Here is a 19971-nt window from a genome sequence, read left to right on the forward strand (position 1 = left end):
TCAACCGCGCAAGGCACCCCGGATGCGAGCCGCAGCTGCGGTGTGCTCCGTGCCGATTCGACCGCTACAGCGGATCCGGTTCTCGATGCAGACGTCTTAGGGTGGGCTAACCTGCAGGTCAGGGACCTGCGGCATGTCGCATGCGGCCGCGCGCGGGTCTAGTGTCGCGCCCGATGAGCATCTTGGGCACGCGCGTTGTCCGTACCGAGGACCCGGTGTTCCTCACACGGGGCGCGACATACACCGACGACCTGACCGACGAGCGGCTCACCGGGGCGCTGCACCTGACCCTGGTCCGCTCCCCGCTGGCGCACGCCACGATCAACTCGATCGACGTCGAGGAGGCCCGCAACGCCCCCGGCGTCGTGGCGGTCTTCACCGGCGCCGACTGCGACATCGCCCCGGCGCTGCTGTTCCCGGCCGCCAACAAGGCGATGCTGCGGCCCTTCCTGGCCACCGACCGGGTGCGCTACGTCGGCGAGGCGGTCGCGGCCGTCCTCACCGAGGAGGCCTACCAGGGCGAGGACGCCGCGGACCTCGTCGACGTCGACTACGAGCCGCTCGACGCGGTGGTCGACATGAAGGAGGCGCTCAAGGACGAGGTCCTCCTGTTCCCCGAGGCCGGGACCAACAGCGTCACCGCGATGCACCTGGCCAAGGACGAGCCCGGCGAGGACTTCTTCGCCGACTGCGAGGTCGTCGTCAGCCGGGAGATCGTGAACCAGCGGGTGGCGGCGGCGCCGCTGGAGACCCGCGCGGCCTCCGCCTACTGGGGCGAGGACGGCCGCTGCACGATCTTCTGCTCCACGCAGAACGCGCAGAGCGCGCGCGACGAGGTCGCGGGCTGGCTGGGCATGGACGCCAAGGACCTGCGGCTGATCCTGCCGGACGTCGGCGGCGGCTTCGGCGCGAAGATCGGCGCCGACCCCGAGTTCGCGCTGGTCGCGTGGCTGTCGAAGAAGGTGGGCCGGCCGGTCCGCTGGAACGAGAGCCGCTCGGAGAACATGACCGGGATGGTGCAGGGCCGCGGCCAGCTGCAGACCATCACGATCGGCGGCGACCGGGACGGCACCGTCAAGGCCTACCGGCTCGACGTCGTCGCCGACGCCGGTGCCTACCCGCGCCTGGGCGTCGCCCTGCCGATGTTCACGCGGATGATGGCGCCCGGCACCTACGACATCCCGAAGGTCTGGTCGACCGCCAAGGTGGTCGCGACCAACACGACGTCCACGGCCGCCTACCGCGGCGCGGGCCGCCCGGAGGCCACCCAGGCCATCGAGCGCGCCATGGACCTCTTCGCGGACGAGATCGGGATGGACCCGGCCGAGCTGCGCAAGAAGAACGTGATCAAGCCGGAGCAGTTCCCCTTCACCACGAAGGGCGGCGCCGAGTACGACACCGGCGAGTACGCGAAGGCGATCGACCTGGTCTGCCGGGCGGCGGACTACGAGGGCCTGCGGGCCGAGCAGGCGCGCCGGCGCGAGCGCGGGGACGCGCTGCAGCTGGGCATCGGCGTCTCGTCCTACGTCGAGATCACCGGCGGCGGCGCGTTCGTGGAGAACGCGACCGTGCAGGTCCACCCGGACGGCAACGTCACCGTGCTCACCGGCACCTCGCCGCACGGCCAGGGCCACGCGACCGCGTGGGCGATGCTGGCCAGCGAGGAGCTCGGCATCCCGGTCGAGAAGATCACCGTGACGCACGGCGACACGGACCTGATCCCCACCGGCGCCGGCACGATGGGCTCGCGGAGCCTGCAGACCGGCGGCGTCGCGGTGCACAACGCCGCGGTCGAGCTGGTCGAGCTGGCCAAGCAGCGCGCCGCGGACGTGCTCGAGGCGAGCGTCGACGACCTGGAGCTGGACAAGGCCAACGGGGCGATCGTCGTCAAGGGCGCGCCGGGCGCGAAGAGCGTCTCGCTGGCCGACCTGGCCGGGCAGGAGGAGCTCAAGGTCTTCCACGAGTGGGACGCCAAGAAGCCGACCTTCCCGTTCGGCGCGCACGTCGCCGTCGTCGAGGTCGACGTGGAGTCCGGCAAGGCCACCGTGGAGCGCATCTGGGCGCTCGACGACGCGGGCCCGATCCTCAACCCGCTGATCTTCGACGGGCAGCGGCACGGCGGGATCGCGCAGGGCATCGCGCAGGCGATGCTCGAGGAGGTCGTGTTCGACGCCGAGGGCCAGCCGCTCACGGCGACCTTCGCGGACTACGGCATCCCCTCGGCCGCGGAGCTGCCCAGCTTCGACCTGGTCACCATGGAGACCCCCACCACCATCAACTCCATGGGCTACAAGGGCGTCGGCGAGGCCGGGACCATCGGGTCCTGCCCGGCCGTGCACAACGCGGTGATCGACGCCGTGTCGCACCTCGGCATCCGCCACATCGACATGCCCCTCACCCCGGTGCGGGTGTGGACCGCCATCCACGAGGCCCAGAAGGAGTCGGCCAAGTGAAGGTAGAGATCACCGTCAACGGCGAGCACACCAGCCACGACGTCGAACCGCGAACGCTGCTCGCGCACTACCTGCGCGACACCCTCGGCCTCAAGGCCACCAACATCGGCTGCGACACGACCTCGTGCGGCGCCTGCACGGTGCTCGTCGACGGCGAGTCGGTGAAGTCCTGCACCGTGCTGGCGGTCCAGACCGACCAGCAGTCGGTCACCACGATGGAGGGCCTCGACGGCGCCGCGCAGGGCGAGCTCGGGCACCCGGTCACCAAGGCCTTCCGCTCCGAGCACGGCCTGCAGTGCGGGTTCTGCACCCCGGGCATGGTGATGTCGGCGATCAGCCTCATCGAGGAGAACCCGGACCTCACCGAGTCCGACGTCCGGGAGGGGCTGGAGGGCAACCTCTGCCGCTGCACGGGCTACCACAACATCGTCCGGGCGGTGCTGGTCGCGGCGGGCAAGGACCCCGACGCCGCCCAGCGCGCCGAGGCCGAGTCCGGCGAGCGCACCATGGCGCCGGGCTTCTCCACCGGGGAGGGCGACAAGTGATCCCCGTCGGCTTCGACTACCGGCGCCCGGACTCGCTCGACGCGGCCCTGGCCCTGCTCGCCGAGCACGGCGACGACGCCACCGTCCTGGCCGGCGGGCACTCGCTGCTCCCGGTCATGAAGCTGCGCCTGGCCGCGCCCGAGGTCGTCATCGACATCGGCCGGCTCGCCGAGCTCAACTACATCCGGGTCGACGGCGACGAGGTCGCCATCGGTGCGGCGACCCGCTACCGCGACATCGTCGTCTCGGACGTGCTGGCGAAGGAGTGCGCGCTGCTCCAGGCCGTCACCCGGACGGTCGGCGACCCGCAGGTCCGCCACCGCGGCACCCTGGGCGGCGCGCTCGCCCACGGCGACCCGGCCGGGGACCTGCCCGCCGCGATCCTCGCGCTCGAGGGCACGATCGTGCTCCGCAGCCCGCGGGGCGAGCGGAAGGTCCCGATCACCGAGTTCTACACCGGCGTGTTCTCGTCGGTGAAGGAGCCGGACGAGCTGATCGTCGAGATCCGGGTGCCCCGCACCGGCAGCACCGGCTGGGCCTACGAGAAGTTCACCCGGCGCAGCAACGACTGGGCGATCGTGGCCGTGGCCGTGGTGACCGCCCCGGACGGCGCCCGCCGGGTCGGGCTGGTCAACATGGGCTCGACCCCGCTGCGGGCGAGGGCCACCGAGGCCGCGCTGGCCGAGGGCAAGAGCATCGAGGAGGCCGCCGCGCTGGCCGCCGAGGGCACCGAGCCCCCGGCCGACAACGCGGGCACCCCGGAGTACCGCCGCCACCTGGTGACGGTGCTGACCCGGCGGGCGCTGCAGACCGCCGCGGGCTGAGTCCCGCCCTCCCGACGTCCCGGTTCCCCTCCGCGGGGGCCGGGACGTCGGCGTTCCCGGGCGAGGACCGGGCCGGAGGTCCGTTGTGCGCCGGGCCGCCCGGGAGGACGCTGACCGGCGACCGGCGGCGCCGCCGGGGCGCCGCCCCGACCGGAAGGAGGTGGGCCGTGTACGCACGCTCCACCACCGTCCTGGCCCATCGGGAGTGCATCGACCGCGGCATCGCGATGATGCGTGACGAGGTCATGCCCGCGGTGCTCGACATGACCGGGTGCATCGGGATCTCGATGCTGGTCGACCGGGAGTCGGGCCGCTGCATCGCGACGACGGCGTGGGAGTCCCGGGACGCGATGACGGCCTCCGCCGCGGCGGTCCGGCCGCTGCGCGACCGGGCGGCGGACGCCCTCAACGGGACGGCGCAGGTCGACGAGTGGGAGATCGGGGTCCTGCACCGGGCCCACACCTCGGCACCGGGGGCGTGCACCCGGGTCACCTGGGTCCGCATGAACCCGGAGGTGATGGACCGCGGCCTGGAGGTCTACCGCACCACGCTGCTGCCCGCCCTGGGCGAGATGGACGGCTTCTGCAGCGCGAGCCTGCTCATGGACCGCGACGAGGGCCTCACGGTGTCCTCGGTGGCCTTCGACTCCGCGCAGGCGATGTCGGCGAGCCGCGACATGGCCATGCGGCTGCGGTCCGACGCGGCCGAGAACCTGGGCGCCGAGATCCTCGAGGTCCGCGAGTTCGAGCTGGCGCTGGCCCACCTGCGGGTGCCCGAGCTCGTCTGAGCCGCCCGCGGTCGACCTCCAGGGTGCCGGTCCGACCAGGCCGGCGTCCGGCGCGGCGTCGATCCCTCAGGCCCCGGGTGCCGGCACCTCGGTGACGGGCTCGTCGCGGTCGTCGTACTCCAGGCGCAGGGCCCGGCTGATCGTCGCGTGCATCTCGTACAGGCAGGTGACGTAGGTCAGCAGGAGGATCTGCTCGTCGTCGAGGCCCTCGCGCAGGGCCTCGACGACGGCGTCCGGCACCCGCCCGCCGTCCAGCACCAGCGCGTCGGTGTGGGCGAGCACCGCCCGCTCCAGGGGGGTCCAGCAGCCGGCCGCGGACCAGGCCGGGATCGCCGCGATCTTCTCCTCGGGCACCCCGAGCCCCCGCAGCGACTTGCAGTGCTGGGAGAACACGAACCGGCTGCCGCGCGCCCAGCCCGCCCGGCACTGCCCGAGCTCGCGCAGCACCGGGTCGAGCCGGGCGTTCCGGTACAGCGCGAAGCCGTCCGTGGCGTGCCGGAAGGTCTCGGGGGACAACGCGAACACCGTCCACCAGTCGCCGGGCGTGCCGGTGGCGGTGCCCGGCTCGGCGACCGGGTCGCGGTCCGGGCCGAACAGCAGGTCGTAGTACCGCAGGACCCGCTCGTCGGTGACCTCGCCGCGGGGGACCTGGCGCAGCCGCGGCATCAGGCGGTCGCCGTCGGCACGCGCCGGTCGGCGGCGGTCCGCGGCGCGTGCGTCACGTCCTCCGGCCCGAAGGCCCGGGTCCAGCAGGCGAACTCCAGCAGCTCGCCGTCCGGGCCCTGGAAGTAGAACGAGCGCACGAAGACACCGGGGTGGAACTCGCGGGCCACGGTGGTCGGGCTGTCGTCGTGGTCGAGGATCGGGCTGACGTCGACCCCCTTGGCCGCGAGCCGGCGCCGGTACTCCTCGAACTCCTCGACCGGCACGTGGAACGCGACGTGGTTCATCGAGCCGGTCGCGCTGGCCAGGTCGCCCTCGCCGGGCTTGACCGCCGGGGCCGAGACGCCGGGCACGCCGTCGGGGGCGTCGGGGAACCAGAAGAACGCCAGGCAGTCGCCACCGCCGCAGTCGGAGAAGAAGTGCTGGCCGCCGCCGGGCAGCTCGATGGTCTTGATCAACGGCATGCCCAGCACGCCGGAGTAGAAGTCGATCGTGCGCGCCATGTCCGAGCAGACGAGCGCGAGGTGGTTGATGCCGCCGAGGCGGAACTCGGTGTTGACGGCGCCCATGCCGTGCCCTCCTCCTGGGTCCTCCCCGTCGAGGTGCTCCCAGACAACCCCGTGGGTGACGGTGACGTCAACGGTCGAGGATCAACCAGCCGCCGTGGTGGACCGAGACCTCGTACGGCAGGCCGGTGGTGGCGCCGAGCTCGTGCAGGGCGTCCTCGTCGAAGGTCGTCACGTGTCCCCAGGTCTCGTTGGGCAGCGCCTCGAACGGCACCGCGACGACGACCCGGCGCCGGGCGAGCCGGATCGCCTCGGCCACCACGGCCTTGCCCTCCTCCGGCGGCAGGTGCTCGAGGAGGTGCACGGCCAGCACGGTGTCCGCGCTGCCGTCGGGCAGGGGCACGGCACGGGCGTCGGCGACCAGGGTGTCGACCGCGAGCCCGAGCCGCGGGGCCATCCGGTCGAGCAGGCCGACGGCACCGGGAACGAGGTCGGTCGCGAGGACCTCGTGCCCGGCCTCCGCCAGCCGGAGCGCGAGGAAGCCGAAGCAGGCCCCCAGCTCCAGTACGCTCCCGACGGCGAGCTCGGCGGCACGCTCGTGCACGGGCTTGAGCTCGGCGTTCGTGCCGCCCGGCTCCGGCTCGCCGCGCAGCGCGTCGAGGGTGTTGCGGTAGAAGGCGAACCAGGCGTCCTCGGGGTCGGGCGCGCCGGAGGTCACGATCGCGACGAAGGCCTCCTCGAACCGCTCCGGCGGCAGGACACCGGGCACGACGAGCGTGCGGTCCAGCCAGCCGGCGAGGTCGTTGTCCAGCCTTGCGAGCCCGATCATGGCGCTCCCTTCCGCGTCCCTCCCGACGCTAGGGAGGGGGGCGCCGCCGTGGGCCGGGAACCGTCCGGCCCGGCACCGCGAACCCTCCGACCGGGCAGGAGCGGGTCGGCCCGGTCGGAGGTGCACCTCGGCGGGACTACGGGAAGCGCTCGATGTTCGCCTCGACCCAGCGGCGCAGCGCGTCGAGCGGGCCGTTGGCGTCCCGCCCCAGCTCGGTCAGGGCGTACTCGACGTGCAGCGGGACGGCCGGGTACACGGTCCGCTCGACCAGCCCGTGCTCCTCGAGCCGGCGCAGCACCGCGGTGAGCACCTTGGGGCTGATCCCCTCCAGCCGCCGCCGCACCTCGCCGAACCGCAGCGGCCCGCCGACCAGAGCGCCGAGGGCGAGCGCGCTCCACTTGTCGGCGAGCAGGTCCAGCACGGAGCGGCACGGGCAGTTGGCCAGGTAGGCGTCGGGCGGCGCGTTCAGGGCGGGCACGACCTGCATGGTATCCGAAGGGAAGCAGTTTCCCTTGCGGGTAACCGGTAACCCTCGGATACCGTCGCGGGCATGAGCACACGCACGACCGCGATCGACGCCTTCACCTTCACGGAGATCGAGCACGAGGTGCCCGACCCCGGCCCCCACGACCTGCTCGTCGAGGTGCGGGCGGTCTCGGTGAACCCGGTCGACACCAAGGTCCGGGCCGGGCTCGACGCGCCCCGCGTCCTCGGCTTCGACGCCGCCGGCGTGGTCCGGGCGGTCGGCGCGGCCGTCACGGCCTACGCACCCGGCGACGAGGTGTACTACGCGGGGACGATCGACCGGCCCGGCTCCAACGCCGGGTACCAGCTGGTCGACGAGCACCTCGTGGGCCGCAAGCCGCGCACCCTCGACTGGGCGCAGGCGGCCGCGCTGCCGCTGACCACGATCACCGCCTGGGAGACCCTGTTCGACGCCCTGCGGCTCGGCCCCGCCAGCACGGGTCGCCTGCTCGTGGTCTCCGCGGCCGGTGGCGTGGGCTCGATGGTGATCCAGCTGGCCAAGACGCTGACCGGCGTCGAGGTGATCGGCACGGCGTCCCGCGAGGAGTCGGCGGAGTTCGCGCGCGCCCTGGGCGCCGACCACCTCGCCGACCACCACTCGCTCGTGGAGTCGGTGCGCTCGGTCGTCCCGGACGTCCAGTACGTCTTCTCCCCGGTCTCCGGGAAGAACGTCGAGGCCTACGCCGAGCTGCTCACCCCGCGCGGGGAGATCGTCGCGATCGACGAGCCGCCGGGCATGGACCTGCTCCCGCTGAAGTCCAAGAGCATCACCTGGCACTGGGAGCTGATGTTCACCCGCCCGCTGTTCCAGAAGACCGACGCGACCCAGCGCGACCTGCTGAACCGGGTGGCGGAGCTGGTCGACGAGGGCAGGATCCGCACCACGCTCACGAAGACCTTCGAGGGCCTGACCGGCGAAAACCTCCGCCAGGCCCACGCACAGCTGGAGTCCGGCCGTACCGTCGGCAAGGTCGCGCTCACCCTCTGACCGCGTTGTGGTTCCCTACCGCGGAAAATCCGGCCCCTTCCTCGCACTACGGAACCATCATGCGCGTTCGGGCGGGTTCTGAGCGCATTGTGGTTCCGTACTGGCGAGCCCTTCAGCGGCCGATCAGCTCGCCCGCCATCTCGTTGGTGGTCTGCTCCAGGCCGGTGAGGTCGCGCACGACCCGGACGCGGTCGCAGTACTCGGCGTAGGCCGGGAGGTCGCAACGGCCCAGCCCCCACGAGTAGCGGGGCTCGGGCGTCAGCCAGAGGGTCTCCCGGGCCCGCCGGGTGATCTCGACGAACGCCTCCATGTTCGGGTCGTTGCCGTTGCCCCGGCCGTCGCCGAGGACCAGCACGGTCGAGCGCCGGGTCACGGCCGAGCCGTGCTCCTCGAGGAACCGGCCGAAGGCCAGCCCGTAGTTCGAGGTGGCGTCGACGTCGACCACGTCGCCGCCGAAGACCAGCCCGAGCGCGTGCTCCACGGGGTGGTCGGCGAACAGCTCCGTGATCTCCGCGATCTCGTCCACGAACGCGAACGACCGGACCTGCCCGAACAGGTCCTGCAGGCCGTGGACCAGGTGCAACGTGAACCGGGCCGTGGCCCGCACCGACAGCGACACGTCCGTCAGGACGACGAGCCGGGGCTTGTCCTCCTGCCGGCGCACGGTCACCGGGGTGAACGGGACGCCGTCGAACCGCATGTTCCTGCGCATCGTGCGGCCCGAGTCGATGCGGCCCTGCGGGGAGACCCGGCGGCGGTGCGTGAGCGCTCCGTGCAGCGTCTTCGCGAGCCGGCGCAGCGAGTCCTCCAGCTGCATCCGCTCGGTCTCCGACGCCCGGTCGACCTGCGCCGTCCGACCCTCGCCCTCGCCGCCGTCGATGATCCGCTGCTCGATCTCCAGCAGTCGCTCCAGGTGCGCCTTGACGGCCTCCGGGAGGTTCTGCAGGACGCCGGCGAGGCGGCGGCGCAGCGCGGTGGCGTCGTCCTCCGTCCCCGCGGAGGCGGCGGCGTCCTCCTCCGCGGCGGTCAACCAGCCCAGCAGGGCCTCCTGCTCGGCGACGGACAGGTCGGCGTCGACCTTGGTGCCGGTGGCCGTCGAGATGTCACCCGGCAGCCCCGCACCGGAGAGCCGGTCGGTCTCGATCTGGACCCGGTTGCCCTCGAACAGCGGTTGTCCCTGGTCGTCCTTGGAGAAGACGATCTCCTCGGTCATCGCGGCGAGGTCGATCTTGTTGGCCTCCTGGTGCAGGTTGTACTGCTGCGCCAGGTCCTCCGGGTCGAAGTAGTCCCGGATGTCGACCGGCTTGCCGTGCTCGTGGCCCTGCTGCGGCGTCTCCGAGGGGTCCTCGGAGAGGGTGAAGTCGTCGAGCGTGCCGTGGTCGGAGAGATCGCCGTGGCCGTGCCCGTGGCCGTGCCCGGTCTCCGCCTCACCGACCTTGACCAGCGCGAAGAAGAGATCGAACACCTCGTCGAAGGTCGCCTCGTCCCGCCGGTCCTTCACCAGCGCGACGCGCAGCGCCTCCTTGAGGACCGCCTTGTCGGCCAGCACGCCCGGCTGCGCCGCGCACCGCATGGCGTCGACGGCCTCGGAGACCGAGATCCGCACGCCGCGGAGGCGCAGCAGCCGGACGAACCGGTGGATGCCGGCCTCCATCTAGAGCGCCCGCCTGCGTCCGAGGCCGAAGGAACGCGAACCCTGGCCAGAGGTGACCGACCGGGGCTTGGCGGGGGCGTCGCGCTCGGACCCCCTGGCGTAGTCCGGGGTGCCGTAGGCGCCCTCGCCGTGCCGGCCTGCGGTGTCCTTCCCGGCCCGCTTCTGCCGGCCGTCGACGTCGCCGTCCGGGTCGTCGTGGGAGTGACCATGACCATGACCATGGCCGTGCCCGTGCCCGTGCCCCGGCTCCTCGATCACGGCGTTCGGGTCGACGAGCCGGGGCAGCGCGTCGAGCGCCTTCGTGACGTCCTTGTCGTACTTGACCACGACGGAGACGGTGTCGGAGAGGATCCGGGAGTTCAGCTCGTCGACGCCGAGGACGGCCAGCGTGCGGGCCCAGTCGATCGTCTCGGAGATGCTCGGCGCCTTGCGCAGCTCGAGCTCGCGGAGCCCGCGCACGACGGTGACCAGCTCCTCGGCGAGGGAGTCCGCCAGCCCGGTCTTCTTCGACCGCACGATCTCCAGCTCGCGCTCGGCGGAGGGGTAGTCGAGGAACAGGTGCAGGCAGCGGCGCTTGAGCGCGGCGGCGAGGTCGCGGGTGTTGTTGGAGGTCAGCAGCACGTAGGGGCGCTGCTTCGCGGAGAAGGTGCCGACCTCGGGGACGGAGATCTGGAACTCGCCGAGGGTCTCCAGGAGGACGGCCTCCAACGCCTCGTCGGCCCGGTCGACCTCGTCGATCAGCAGCACGACGGGCTGCTCGGAGCGGATCGCCTCGAGCAGCGGGCGCGGGGCGAGGAAGCGCTCGGAGAAGAACACGCTCTCGTTCTCGCCGATCCGCTCCACGGCCGTGGCCAGGTCCGGGGCGTCCTCGACGACCTGCCCGATCTTCTCGCGCAGGATCTGCGTGTACATGAGCTGCTTGCCGTAGTCCCACTCGTACAGGGCCTTGGTCTCGTCCTGGCCCTCGTAGCACTGCAGGCGCAGCAGCCGCCGGCCGGTCGCCGCGGCGAGCATCTTGGCCAGCTCGGTCTTGCCGACGCCCGCCGGTCCCTCGAGCAGCAGCGGCTTGTCCAGCCGGGTGAGCAGGAAGACCGTCGTGGCGAGCCGGGTGTCGGCGATGTAGCCCTGGTCGCGCAGCGCGGTCACGACCTCGTCGACGGACTCGAACGGCGGGTCGGGATCGGTCTGCGGGCCGTCGGAGAGGCCGTCGGACAGGCTGGTCAAGGCCGGAACTCCTTCCGCGCGGCTCGCCGGCGAGCCGCGGTGGTGCGCACGTGAGGGAGGCGCCCAGGCGGGCGGGCCCGCCACGGATCCAGTGTGCGCCGGATCCGCGTGGCGGGCCCGTCGGACCTGATGCGGACGTGGGTGGCGACGGCGGCCCGCCGTCGCCGGTCACGAGGTCAGCTGAGCAGGTCGTCCAGGTCGCCGTTGACGCAGTGGTCGACGACCGGACGGACGGTCTCGAAGGTGCACTCCTTGGGGTTGCCGGGGGTGCACGCGTCGCCGAGGACGTGGTTGGTGATCCGGTCGACGTCGGCGGCGTCGCCCTTGATCTCCTTGGCGTTCTCGTAGTACTTGGTCGGGCCCTGGCCGAGCCGGTTCTTCGAGTAGGTGTCGGCCTTGACGTCGACGAACCGCTCCGGGATGCCCACGTCGCGCAGCAGTCGGATCGCGGCGGCCAGCGCGGCCTCCGCGGCCTGGACCTTGGTCATGCCGTGGGTGTCGATGCCCATGGCCTCCGCGATGTCCGCGAAGCGCTCGTAGGCGACCGGCATGTTGAACGCCCACACGCGCGGGAGCGCGATCGCGTTGTTCAGGCCGTGGTGGGTGTCGTAGAAGGCCGACACCGCGTGGCTGATCGAGTGGATGATCCCCAGCCCACCGGAGTTGAACGCCTGCGCGGCGATGTACTGCGCGTACATCATGCCCTCGCGGCCGGCCAGGTCCTGGCCGTTCCACACCGCGGCGCGCAGGCTCTGCGCGGTCAGCTTGATCGCGTGCAGCGCGTTGCCCAGCGACGGCTGGAAGTTCAGCCGGGACACGTACGGCTCGGAGGCGTGCGCGAGCACGTCGAACCCGCACTGCGCGGTGTAGTCGATCGGGCAGTCGTAGTAGAGGACCGGATCGTCGATCGCCAGCGAGGTCACCGACGCGTCGTCGAACGCCACGTACTTGTGCGGGTTGTCCGGGTCCGTCGTGGTGTCGGTGATGACGTACGCCCACGAGGTCTCCGAGCCGGTGCCGGCGGTGGTGGAGACCGCGATGTGCGGCGGGTTCTGCGGGTTCTCGGACTTGTTGAAGCCCTCGAACTCGTTGACGTTGCGGCCGTCGTGGGCCACCGAGATGCGCGCGCCCTTGCAGGCGTCGTGGCTGGAGCCGCCGCCGATCGAGACGAACGAGTCGCAGTTGTTCTGCTGGTAGAGGCCCACAGCGTCCATGACGTTGTAGTCCTTGGGGTTCGACTCGACCTGGTCGTACACCACGACCTCGAGGCCGTGGTACTTCATCGACTCGACGATCTTGTGGACGATGTTCGTGCCCCGCAGGCCCGACGTCATCACCAGCGTCTTCTTGAAGCCGAGCTTCAGGGCCTCCGGCCCGATCATCTCGTGCGCACCCGGCCCGAGGAGGGCCTTGGGGAACGGGTGGAACTCCTTGAGCGGGAACGGCTTGAGCAGTTCGTCGACCTGCATGGCAGCCCTTTCTGGTGCAGGTGATGGCGGTCGACGGGGACGCTAGGACCGGCGTGACGGCCGGCACAGAGGGCCGCGGGGGAAACCGTCGAGAGGTGGGGGCGGAAACCGTCGGGTCGGAGGGGTGGGCCGCGCAGTGACCCCGACGACCGGCCGCGAGCCCGCGCGTCGGTGTCCCGTCACGGCTCGCGGCCGGCCGACCAGGCGTCGTCGAGCACCCGGAAGCCGTGCCGGGCGTACCAGTCGCGGGGCCCGCCGTCGGCCTGCGCGTGCAGCGCGAGGAGATCGCAGCCGGCCCGGTCCGCCACCGCGAGTGCCCCGTTGAGCAGGGCGTTCCCGTGTCCCCGGCCCCGGTGCGGGGCGGCGGTCTCCACCGCCTCGAGCACCGCGGTCGCGCCGTCGAGGAACAGCGCCGCCGCCGCCACGACCTCGCCGCCCGCTCGACCGCCCTCGCGCACGGCGAGGATCCGGAGATCGGTCCCGCGGTCGTCGACGAGGTACCGGTCGGGCAGCCGGAGCCGGCGCGGGTCGTCGGCCGGCAGGTCGGGGCGCCACGCGGCGGCCCACAGGTCCCGGACGGCGTCGACGGGCACCTCCTCGGCGACCGGTCCCGGGCCGGCCCCGGCGACCTCCCGGGCCATGACGACGTCGTGCTGCACCCACCAGCCGGACCGGCCGAGCTCGCGGGCGACGGGGCCCGGGTCGGTGCCGCGGATCGTCACGCAGCGATGGTCGCGGCCCGCGCCGCCGAGCACCCGGTCCGCCTCGGCGGCGATCTCCTGGGCCGGGGTGGCGTCGTCGACGAGGAGCCGGTTGAGCGCGGGGGACCACGGCACGTCGTCGTTCAGCACGGCGAGGCCGCCGGCCACCGGCACCTCCGCGGTCGCCGTCCGGCGCGGCAGGGAGTCGGCGACGGCCCGCAGGCGTCCGGGGTGGTCGGCGCGCGCCGGCGGCCCGGGCGGGGCGGAGAAGGTGCCGTCGGTCCCCGGACGGTAGGCCGAGACGGCGACGACGGACCCGGTCGGTACCGGGCCGTAGGCGTGCGGGAAGCGCATCGCGGCGGGATCGCCGTGCGTCCCCGGCTCGAAGCGGATCTCGCAGCCGACCGTGGCGGCGTCGACCGCGAGCAGCAGCAGGTCGCGGCGCCCGGCGAAGAGCCGGTTCGCCGGCAGGGCCACCTGCTCGGCCGTCGAGAGGTGGACGAAGCCGACCTCGGCGAGCGAGGGCGGCGCCACGACGCCCACGCGGAGCGCCGTCCGCCACTCGGCGGGGCTGGTCAGGTGCAGCAGGGTCGCGGCGGGCACCGCGCCAGCATGCCCGCCGACCAGCCCCGACGTGCCCGCCGGGGCGGCGCGGGAGATCGGCGGCCGGTCGTCGGCGGCCTCTCCGAAGGGAGGGGGCACCCGGCACGCCCTTGCTTTAGGCACCCGGTGCCAATATCGTCCGACCTGCCGGCCGGCACGTCCGACACCGATGTCCACCAGGTCGCACCAGGAGGTACCCGATGGCCCCGATCGAGCAGTCCGAGCAGCTCGAGGACGCCCCCGTCGTCGAGGAGACCCTCGTCGAGGAGGTCTCCATCGACGGCATGTGCGGTGTCTACTAGGAGCGCCGAGAGCGCTGGTGCCGCCGGGGTCGGCGACAGCTCCGTCTTCGACCCCGGCGCCCCCTACCGGTGCAGCCCGCAGGTGTCCCTGCGGCCGGAGCCGTTCGGGGCGCTGGTGTACCACTTCGGCACCCGCAAGCTCTCCTTCCTGAAGACCCTCCCGCTCGTGGAGGTCGTGAAGGGGCTCGAGGACCACCCGGACGTCCACTCGGCGATCGCGGCCGCGGGCGTCGAGGAGGCCCAGCGCCCCGCCTACCTGAAGGCCCTGGCCGGTCTGGCCGCCTCGGGGACGATCGAAGCCCGCTAACCACCACACCGGAGTGCCCCCGATGAAGCTGGTCGATCACTTCCAGTACGGCCTCAACTCGCCGATCTGCCTGACGTGGGAGCTCACCTACGCCTGCAACCTCTCCTGCGCCCACTGCCTGTCCTCGTCCGGCCGCCGCGACCCGCGGGAGCTGTCGACCGCCGAGGCCAAGGCCGTGATCGACGAGCTGCAGCGGATGCAGGTCTTCTACATCAACATCGGCGGCGGCGAGCCCACGGTCCGGCCGGACTTCTGGGAGCTGCTCGACTACTCCATCGCGCACAACGTCGGGGTCAAGTTCTCCACGAACGGCCTGAAGATCGACAAGAAGCGCGCCGCGCAGCTGGCGGCGACCGACTACGTCGACATCCAGATCTCGCTCGACGGCGCGACCCCGGAGGTCAACGACTACGTCCGCGGGCCCGGCTCGTACGACATGGCGATCAGTGCGCTGGAGAACCTGGCCGAGGCCGGTTTCGCGCAGCCGAAGATCTCGGTCGTCATGACCCGGCAGAACGTCGACCAGCTCGACGAGTTCAAGGCCATCGCGGACAAGTACGGCGCCCAGCTGCGGATCACCCGCCTGCGCCCGTCCGGCCGCGGCGCCGACGTCTGGGACGAGCTGCACCCGCTGCCCGCGCAGCAGAAGCAGATGTACGACTGGCTCGTCGACCGCGGCGACCAGGTCCTGACCGGGGACTCCTTCTTCCACCTCTCGGCGTTCGGCGAGGCGCTGCCGGGCCTGAACCTGTGCGGTGCCGGGCGCGTCGTCTGCCTGATCGACCCGGTCGGCGACGTCTACGCCTGCCCCTTCGCGATCCACGAGAACTTCCTCGCCGGCAACGTCCGGGACGAGGGCGGCTTCCAGCGGGTGTGGGAGTCCTCGGAACTGTTCACCGAGCTGCGCAGGCCGCAGACCGGTGGGGCGTGCCAGTCCTGCATGCACTACGACTCCTGCCAGGGCGGGTGCATGGCGGCCAAGTTCTTCACCGGCCTCCCGCTCGACGGGCCGGACCCGGAGTGCGTGCGCGGGTTCGGCGAGCAGGCCCTGGCCGCGCGCGGCGCGGACCACGTCATCCCGAGGTCCGACGTGAACCACTCGCGGACGAAGCTCGGCAAGAAGGCGCCGGTCCTGCTGCAGCTGAGCATGGGCCGTCCCGATGCGCCCTCGACGGGACCGCGTGTCTCGGGACGGCCCGACCGCGCCTGCGAGACCAGCCCGCTCGCCGGGCTGGGCGCCTCGGAGACCGACTCGGGCCTGCGGCTCCCGGTCGCCGGCTCGTAACCCCACAGACCGCCGGCGCCGGACCCGGGGACGACGGGTCCGGCGCCGCGCGACCCACCTTCCGATGCTCACCTCGCCCTTGCAACTCGGCGGCCGATCGGCGCCGTCGCGGATCCTGTTCGGGCCGCACGTCACCAACCTCGGCCGCGGGCGCGCGCTCTCCGAGCGGCACGTCGCCTACTACGCCGAGCGGGCCGCGGGCGGGTGCGGGGTGATCGTCACCGAGACGGCGTCCGTGCACGGGTCGGACCAGCCGTACGAGCGGGCGCCGCTGGCCGCGGCCTGCGGGCCGGGCTGGCGGGCGATCCGCGCGGCCTGCCCGGACGCGCTGGTGCTCGCCGGGCTCGGGCACACCGGCGCGCAGGGCACCACCGCCTTCACCGGGCGGGCGCTCTGGGGCGCCTCCCGGGTGCCCGACGTCGTGTCCCGCGAGGTCCCGCAGGTCATGGAGCAGGCGGAGATCGACGCCGTCGTCGAGGGCTTCGCGGCGGCCGCGGCGGACGCGGTGGCCGCGGGGCTCGACGGGGTCGAGGTCCAGGCCGGCCAGCACTCCCTGCTCCGGCAGTTCCTGTCCGGGCTGACCAACCACCGTCCCGACGACTACGGGGAGGACCGCTCCCTGCTCCTCCGCGAGGTCGTCGGGGCGGTGCGCGCCGCCCTCGGCCCGGACCACGTCCTGGGCCTGCGGCTGTGCTGCGACGAGCTCGCCCCCTGGGCGGGCATCACCCCCACCTCCGCCCACGCCCTGCTCTCCACCCCGCCGGCCGACAGTTCCGATCCCGCGAGTCGCGCCGTGGCCCCCCGCGAGTCGGGCTCTGAACTTCCGCGAGTCGGCACTTTCAGTCCCGCGAGTCGGCAGTTTCACGAGACCGAGTCGGCGAATCCGGGAGAGCGGACGGCCCTCGCGCAGCTCGTCGACTACCTCGTCCCGGTACGGGGCTCGGGGCTGACCGTCCCCGCGACCCGTCCCGACCTGCACACCCCGCCCGGGTTCAACCGTCCCCTGGCGCGCTCCTTCCTCGGGCTCGGCGTGCCGATCGTGCTGCAGGGCAGCGTGGTGGACCCCGACATGGCGGCGGAGGAGCTGGCCGCCGGCGTCGCGCTCGTCGAGATGACGCGCGCGCAGATCGCCGACCCCCGGTTCGTCGCGCACGTCCGGGCCGGGACGCCCGAGCGGATCCGCCCCTGCACCCTCGCCAACCAGCACCGCGCGCGCGACCCGCGGAACCCGCTGATCACCGACGAGGCCGAGCCGCGCTCGGGGCACGAGACCCTCGACCCGGCCCTGCCGCTCGCACCGCACGGTCCGGCCGGCGAGCTGCTCGTCGTCGGCGGAGGTCCGGCGGGGTTGGAGGCCGCCCGGACGGCGGCGCTGTACGGCTACCGGGTCCGGCTGATGGAGCGGGCCCCGCAGCTCGGCGGTGCGCTGCGGTACGCGGCGGTGGTGCACGGACGCGCCCGCTTCGGGTTGCTCGTCGAGTGGTGGGAACGCGAGCTCGACCGGCTGGGCGTGGAGGTGGCGCTCGGCGCCGAGGCACGTCCGGCCGATCTGGCCGGCGACGTCGTGCTCGCGACCGGGTCCGTGCCGTCGCCCCACGCCTTCGTCGCCGCACCCGACGCCGTCGTGCTGCCCGCGGGCGAGTTCGAGGCCGGGGTGCTCGCCGCGGCCGGGCCCCGCCGCCCGTCCGACCCGCCCGCTCCCGACGCGGTCGCCGCCGTGCTTCCTGCCGGCGCACGCGTCGTCGTGCACGACCCGATCGGCGACTGGACGGGTGTGGGGATCGCCGAGCAGGTGGCCGCGGCAGGGCTGCCGTGCGCGCTCGTCACCCCCGACGCCGTCGCCGGCACCCAGCTCTCCCGCACCGGCGACCTCGCCGACGCCAACGGCCGGCTCGAGCGCGCGGGCGTCGCGCGCGAACTGTTCGCGCGGCTCCGGTCGGTCGGGGGCGGGACCGCGCTGCTCACCGACGTCGACCACGGGGCGGCTCGGGAGATCCCCTGCACCGTGGTGATCGACTGCGCCCACCGCCTGCCCGACGGCGACCTGTGGCGCGCCCGTCGAGGCCTCCTGCGGGACGAGAAGCTCCCGACTCGCGCTGCCGGATCTCCCGACTCGCGGTGCCGGAGCTCGCGACTCGCGGTGCCGGAGCTCGCGACTCGCGGTGCCGGATCTCCCGACTCGCGGGAGCTCACGGCGCTCACGGCGCGACGCGCGGGGGCTCGGGGCACGACTCACGGGGGCTCGGGGCGCGAGTCACGGGGACCGGCGGCGCGGCTGGTGCCGGCGGGGGACTGTGTCGCGCCCCGGACCGTGCACGAGGCGGTGCGGGAGGGGCGGCGGGCCGTACAGCGTCTCCGCCGCGCGGCAGGGATCGTGGGCGCCGACCGCCCCGATGCGCGTCCGGTGCCGTGATGCTGCACGAACCGCTGCACGCCGGACGGCTGCGGGTGCCGAACCGGATCGTCTTCACCGCCCACCTGACCGGCTACGCGTCGAACGGCCTGCCCACCGCACAGCACGCCGCCTACTACGCCGCGCGCGCCGCGGGCGGGGCCGGGCTGGTGATCACCGAGGAGCACTCGGTCCACCCGCACGACCGGCCGTACGAGAAGCTGATCCGCGGCCACGATCCCGCGGTGCTGCCCGGCTACCGCGCGATCACCGACGCCGTGCACGCCCACGGCGCCGTGGTCCTCGCCCAGCTCAACCACAACGGGCCGCAGTCCTCCGGCCTGTACTCCCGCGAGCCGGTCCGCGGCCCGTCGCCGGTCCCGGACCCGATGTTCCGCGAGGTCCCGGTCGCGATGACCGAGGAGGACCTCGACGAGGTGGTGGCCGGCTACGCGCGGACCGCGCGGCACTGCGTCGAGGGCGGGTTCGACGGCGTCGAGCTGCAGTGCTCGCACGCCTCCCTGGTCCGCTGTTTCCTCTCACCCGCCACCAACCACCGCGACGACGCCTACGGCGGCGCCCTGGAGAACCGCGCCCGGCTGCTCCTGCGGATCGTGGCGGCGGTCCGGCGGGAGCTCGGCGACCGGGTGCTCGGCGTCCGGCTCGGCGGCGAGGAGGGCATCGAGGGCGGCATCGGGCTGGACGAGGGCGTCGCCCTGGCCCGCCTGCTCGAGGCGACGGGCGAGGTCGACCACCTCAACACCTCGATCGGCGTGGCCACGGCGTCGCTGCACCTCATCGAGGCCTCGATGCACACGCCGGCCAACTACGCGACCTTCATCCCGTCGGCGGTCCGCGCGGCCGTGCGGCTCCCGGTGATCGCGGTCGGGCGGTTCACCGGGCCCGCGCTCGCCGAGCAGGCACTGGTCGAGGGCCACTGCGACCTCGTCGGCGTCGCGCGCGGGCAGATCGCCTCCCCGAACTTCGCCGCGCCGGGCGGCCCGACGCGGGTGTGCGTGGGCTGCAACCAGGAGTGCGTCGGCCGGGTCGGGATGAACCGGCCGCTGGGCTGTGCGGTGAACCCGCGGGCCGGCCACGAGTCGGTCCCCCTGCCGGCCCCGGGTGTGCCGCGGCGCGTGCTCGTGATCGGCGGCGGGCCGGCCGGGCGGCGGGCCGCCGCCACCGCCGCCGCGCGCGGCCACCGGGTGACGCTCCACGAACGGGACCGGCTGGGCGGCCAGCTGGCCCTTGCCGCGCTCGCCCCGGGACGCGGCGAGCTGGCGCACGTCGTCCGCGACCTCGTCGCCGAGGGCGAACGGTCCGGTGTGGAGTTCCGGCGGGGCGAGCCGGAGGACCTCGACGCCGACGTCGTCGTCCTCGCCACCGGGGCCCGGCCCGCCCGCCGGTGGCCCGGCGCCCTCGACGTCCGGGACGTCCTCGACGGCAGCGCCGCGCCCACCGGCACCGTGCTCGTCGTCGACGAGCTGGGCTTCCACCAGGCCACCTCGGTGGCCGAACTGCTCGCCGCTCGCGGCTGCACGGTGGAGATCGTGGCACCGGGGATGGTGGTCGGCCAGGACCTCGGCCTCACGCTCGACCGCGAGGGCTTCCGCCGCCGGGCCCACGCCGCCGGGATCCGGCTCACCACGGACCGGCTGGTGACGACCGTCGCGCCCGGCCGGGCCACGCTGGTGCACCATCCCACGGGCAGGACCGAGACGAGGGAGGTCGACGCGGTGGTCTGCGCGATCCCCGCCGAGCCGGACGACGCCCTGTGGCCCACCCTGCGTGAGCGCCCGGGGGTCCACCGGATCGGTGACTGCCTGGCCCCGCGGCGGATGGACGCCGCGGTGCGCGACGGCGAGCGGCTGGCGGTGAGCCTGTGAAACCTGAGAGTGGTGTCCACCTGTGGA

Annotated in this window: 18 protein-coding genes; 10 read left to right on the top strand and 8 right to left on the bottom strand. The window is 73.4% G+C overall.

Translation table 11 applies throughout. The features are described from left to right. Positions 1 to 173: 173 nt before the first annotated feature. The 4 genes from ACFQH9_RS10815 (at position 174) to ACFQH9_RS10830 (ending at position 4610) form a co-directional block, all read left to right on the top strand. Positions 174 to 2453 carry a xanthine dehydrogenase family protein molybdopterin-binding subunit gene (locus ACFQH9_RS10815; RefSeq protein WP_379565832.1) on the top strand — a complete coding sequence of 760 codons (2280 nt, stop codon included), beginning with the start codon at positions 174 to 176 and terminating at the stop codon, positions 2451 to 2453. Beyond that, positions 2450 to 2998 (top strand): (2Fe-2S)-binding protein, encoded by a 549-nt coding sequence (locus ACFQH9_RS10820; protein ID WP_379565833.1) that lies wholly within the window; start codon positions 2450 to 2452, stop codon positions 2996 to 2998. The genes ACFQH9_RS10815 and ACFQH9_RS10820 overlap by 4 nt, the downstream gene beginning before the upstream one ends. Then, entirely contained in the window at positions 2995 to 3822 is an 828-nt protein-coding gene (locus tag ACFQH9_RS10825) for an FAD binding domain-containing protein (protein WP_379565834.1), read from the top strand. The genes ACFQH9_RS10820 and ACFQH9_RS10825 overlap by 4 nt, the downstream gene beginning before the upstream one ends. 167 nt (positions 3823 to 3989) lie before the next feature. Continuing rightward, entirely contained in the window at positions 3990 to 4610 is a 621-nt protein-coding gene (locus tag ACFQH9_RS10830) for a hypothetical protein (RefSeq protein WP_379565835.1), read from the top strand. A 66-nt stretch (positions 4611 to 4676) separates the two neighbouring features. Here the strand turns inward: ACFQH9_RS10830 and ACFQH9_RS10835 are convergent, their stop codons facing one another. From ACFQH9_RS10835 to ACFQH9_RS10850, 4 genes are all read right to left on the bottom strand, one after another. Then, positions 4677 to 5276, bottom strand: coding sequence for a carboxymuconolactone decarboxylase family protein (locus ACFQH9_RS10835; protein WP_379565836.1), 600 nt, complete (start codon positions 5274 to 5276; stop codon positions 4677 to 4679). Beyond that, positions 5276 to 5842, bottom strand: coding sequence for a VOC family protein (locus tag ACFQH9_RS10840; RefSeq protein WP_379565837.1), 567 nt, complete (start codon positions 5840 to 5842; stop codon positions 5276 to 5278). Before ACFQH9_RS10840 ends, ACFQH9_RS10835 begins: the two co-directional genes overlap by 1 nt. A gap of 67 nt (positions 5843 to 5909) precedes the next feature. Next, complete coding sequence (gene mftM / locus ACFQH9_RS10845) at positions 5910 to 6608, bottom strand: mycofactocin oligosaccharide methyltransferase MftM (protein WP_379565838.1); 699 nt, start codon at positions 6606 to 6608, stop codon at positions 5910 to 5912. 136 nt (positions 6609 to 6744) lie between these two features. Beyond that, a complete protein-coding gene (locus ACFQH9_RS10850) occupies positions 6745 to 7086 on the bottom strand; it encodes a winged helix-turn-helix transcriptional regulator (protein WP_379565839.1) in 342 nt (113 codons plus the stop codon). 72 nt (positions 7087 to 7158) lie between these two features. Between ACFQH9_RS10850 and ACFQH9_RS10855 the strand changes: the two genes are divergently transcribed. Beyond that, a complete protein-coding gene (locus ACFQH9_RS10855) occupies positions 7159 to 8121 on the top strand; it encodes a zinc-binding alcohol dehydrogenase family protein (RefSeq protein WP_379565841.1) in 963 nt (320 codons plus the stop codon). A 112-nt stretch (positions 8122 to 8233) separates the two neighbouring features. On the opposite strand, the gene ACFQH9_RS10860 is transcribed toward ACFQH9_RS10855, so the two are convergent. The 4 genes from ACFQH9_RS10860 to ACFQH9_RS10875 form a co-directional block, all read right to left on the bottom strand. Further along, entirely contained in the window at positions 8234 to 9775 is a 1542-nt protein-coding gene (locus ACFQH9_RS10860; RefSeq protein WP_379565842.1) for a VWA domain-containing protein, read from the bottom strand. Then, positions 9776 to 10999, bottom strand: a complete 1224-nt coding sequence (locus ACFQH9_RS10865) for an AAA family ATPase (protein ID WP_379565843.1) — start codon at positions 10997 to 10999, stop codon at positions 9776 to 9778. A gap of 176 nt (positions 11000 to 11175) precedes the next feature. Beyond that, on the bottom strand, positions 11176 to 12468 hold the full coding sequence (gene mdo, locus ACFQH9_RS10870; protein ID WP_379565844.1) for an NDMA-dependent methanol dehydrogenase: 1293 nt from the start codon (positions 12466 to 12468) through the stop codon (positions 11176 to 11178). 179 nt (positions 12469 to 12647) lie between these two features. Continuing rightward, on the bottom strand, positions 12648 to 13871 hold the full coding sequence (locus ACFQH9_RS10875) for a GNAT family N-acetyltransferase (protein WP_379565845.1): 1224 nt from the start codon (positions 13869 to 13871) through the stop codon (positions 12648 to 12650). A 101-nt stretch (positions 13872 to 13972) separates the two neighbouring features. Here ACFQH9_RS10875 and mftA point away from each other — a divergent pair, with 101 nt between their 5' ends. The 5 genes from mftA to ACFQH9_RS10900 all read left to right on the top strand — a co-directional run bounded on the left by mftA (position 13973) and on the right by ACFQH9_RS10900 (position 19944). Next, entirely contained in the window at positions 13973 to 14074 is a 102-nt protein-coding gene (gene mftA / locus ACFQH9_RS10880) for a mycofactocin precursor MftA (protein WP_379565846.1), read from the top strand. Continuing rightward, entirely contained in the window at positions 14064 to 14381 is a 318-nt protein-coding gene (gene mftB, locus ACFQH9_RS10885; RefSeq protein WP_379565847.1) for a mycofactocin biosynthesis chaperone MftB, read from the top strand. The genes mftA and mftB overlap by 11 nt, the downstream gene beginning before the upstream one ends. Before the next feature lie 22 nt (positions 14382 to 14403). After that, positions 14404 to 15666: a mycofactocin radical SAM maturase gene (gene mftC / locus ACFQH9_RS10890; protein ID WP_379565848.1), complete on the top strand. Its 1263-nt coding sequence runs from the start codon at positions 14404 to 14406 to the stop codon at positions 15664 to 15666. 64 nt (positions 15667 to 15730) lie between these two features. Then, on the top strand, positions 15731 to 18079 hold the full coding sequence (locus ACFQH9_RS10895; protein ID WP_379565849.1) for an oxidoreductase: 2349 nt from the start codon (positions 15731 to 15733) through the stop codon (positions 18077 to 18079). Further along, positions 18079 to 19944 carry a mycofactocin system FadH/OYE family oxidoreductase 2 gene (locus tag ACFQH9_RS10900; RefSeq protein WP_379565850.1) on the top strand — a complete coding sequence of 622 codons (1866 nt, stop codon included), beginning with the start codon at positions 18079 to 18081 and terminating at the stop codon, positions 19942 to 19944. Before ACFQH9_RS10895 ends, ACFQH9_RS10900 begins: the two co-directional genes overlap by 1 nt. Positions 19945 to 19971: the final 27 nt, after the last annotated feature.

The sequence above is a fragment of the Pseudonocardia lutea genome, from assembly GCF_042658055.1.
GTDB classification, from domain to species: Bacteria; Actinomycetota; Actinomycetes; order Mycobacteriales; family Pseudonocardiaceae; genus Pseudonocardia; species Pseudonocardia lutea.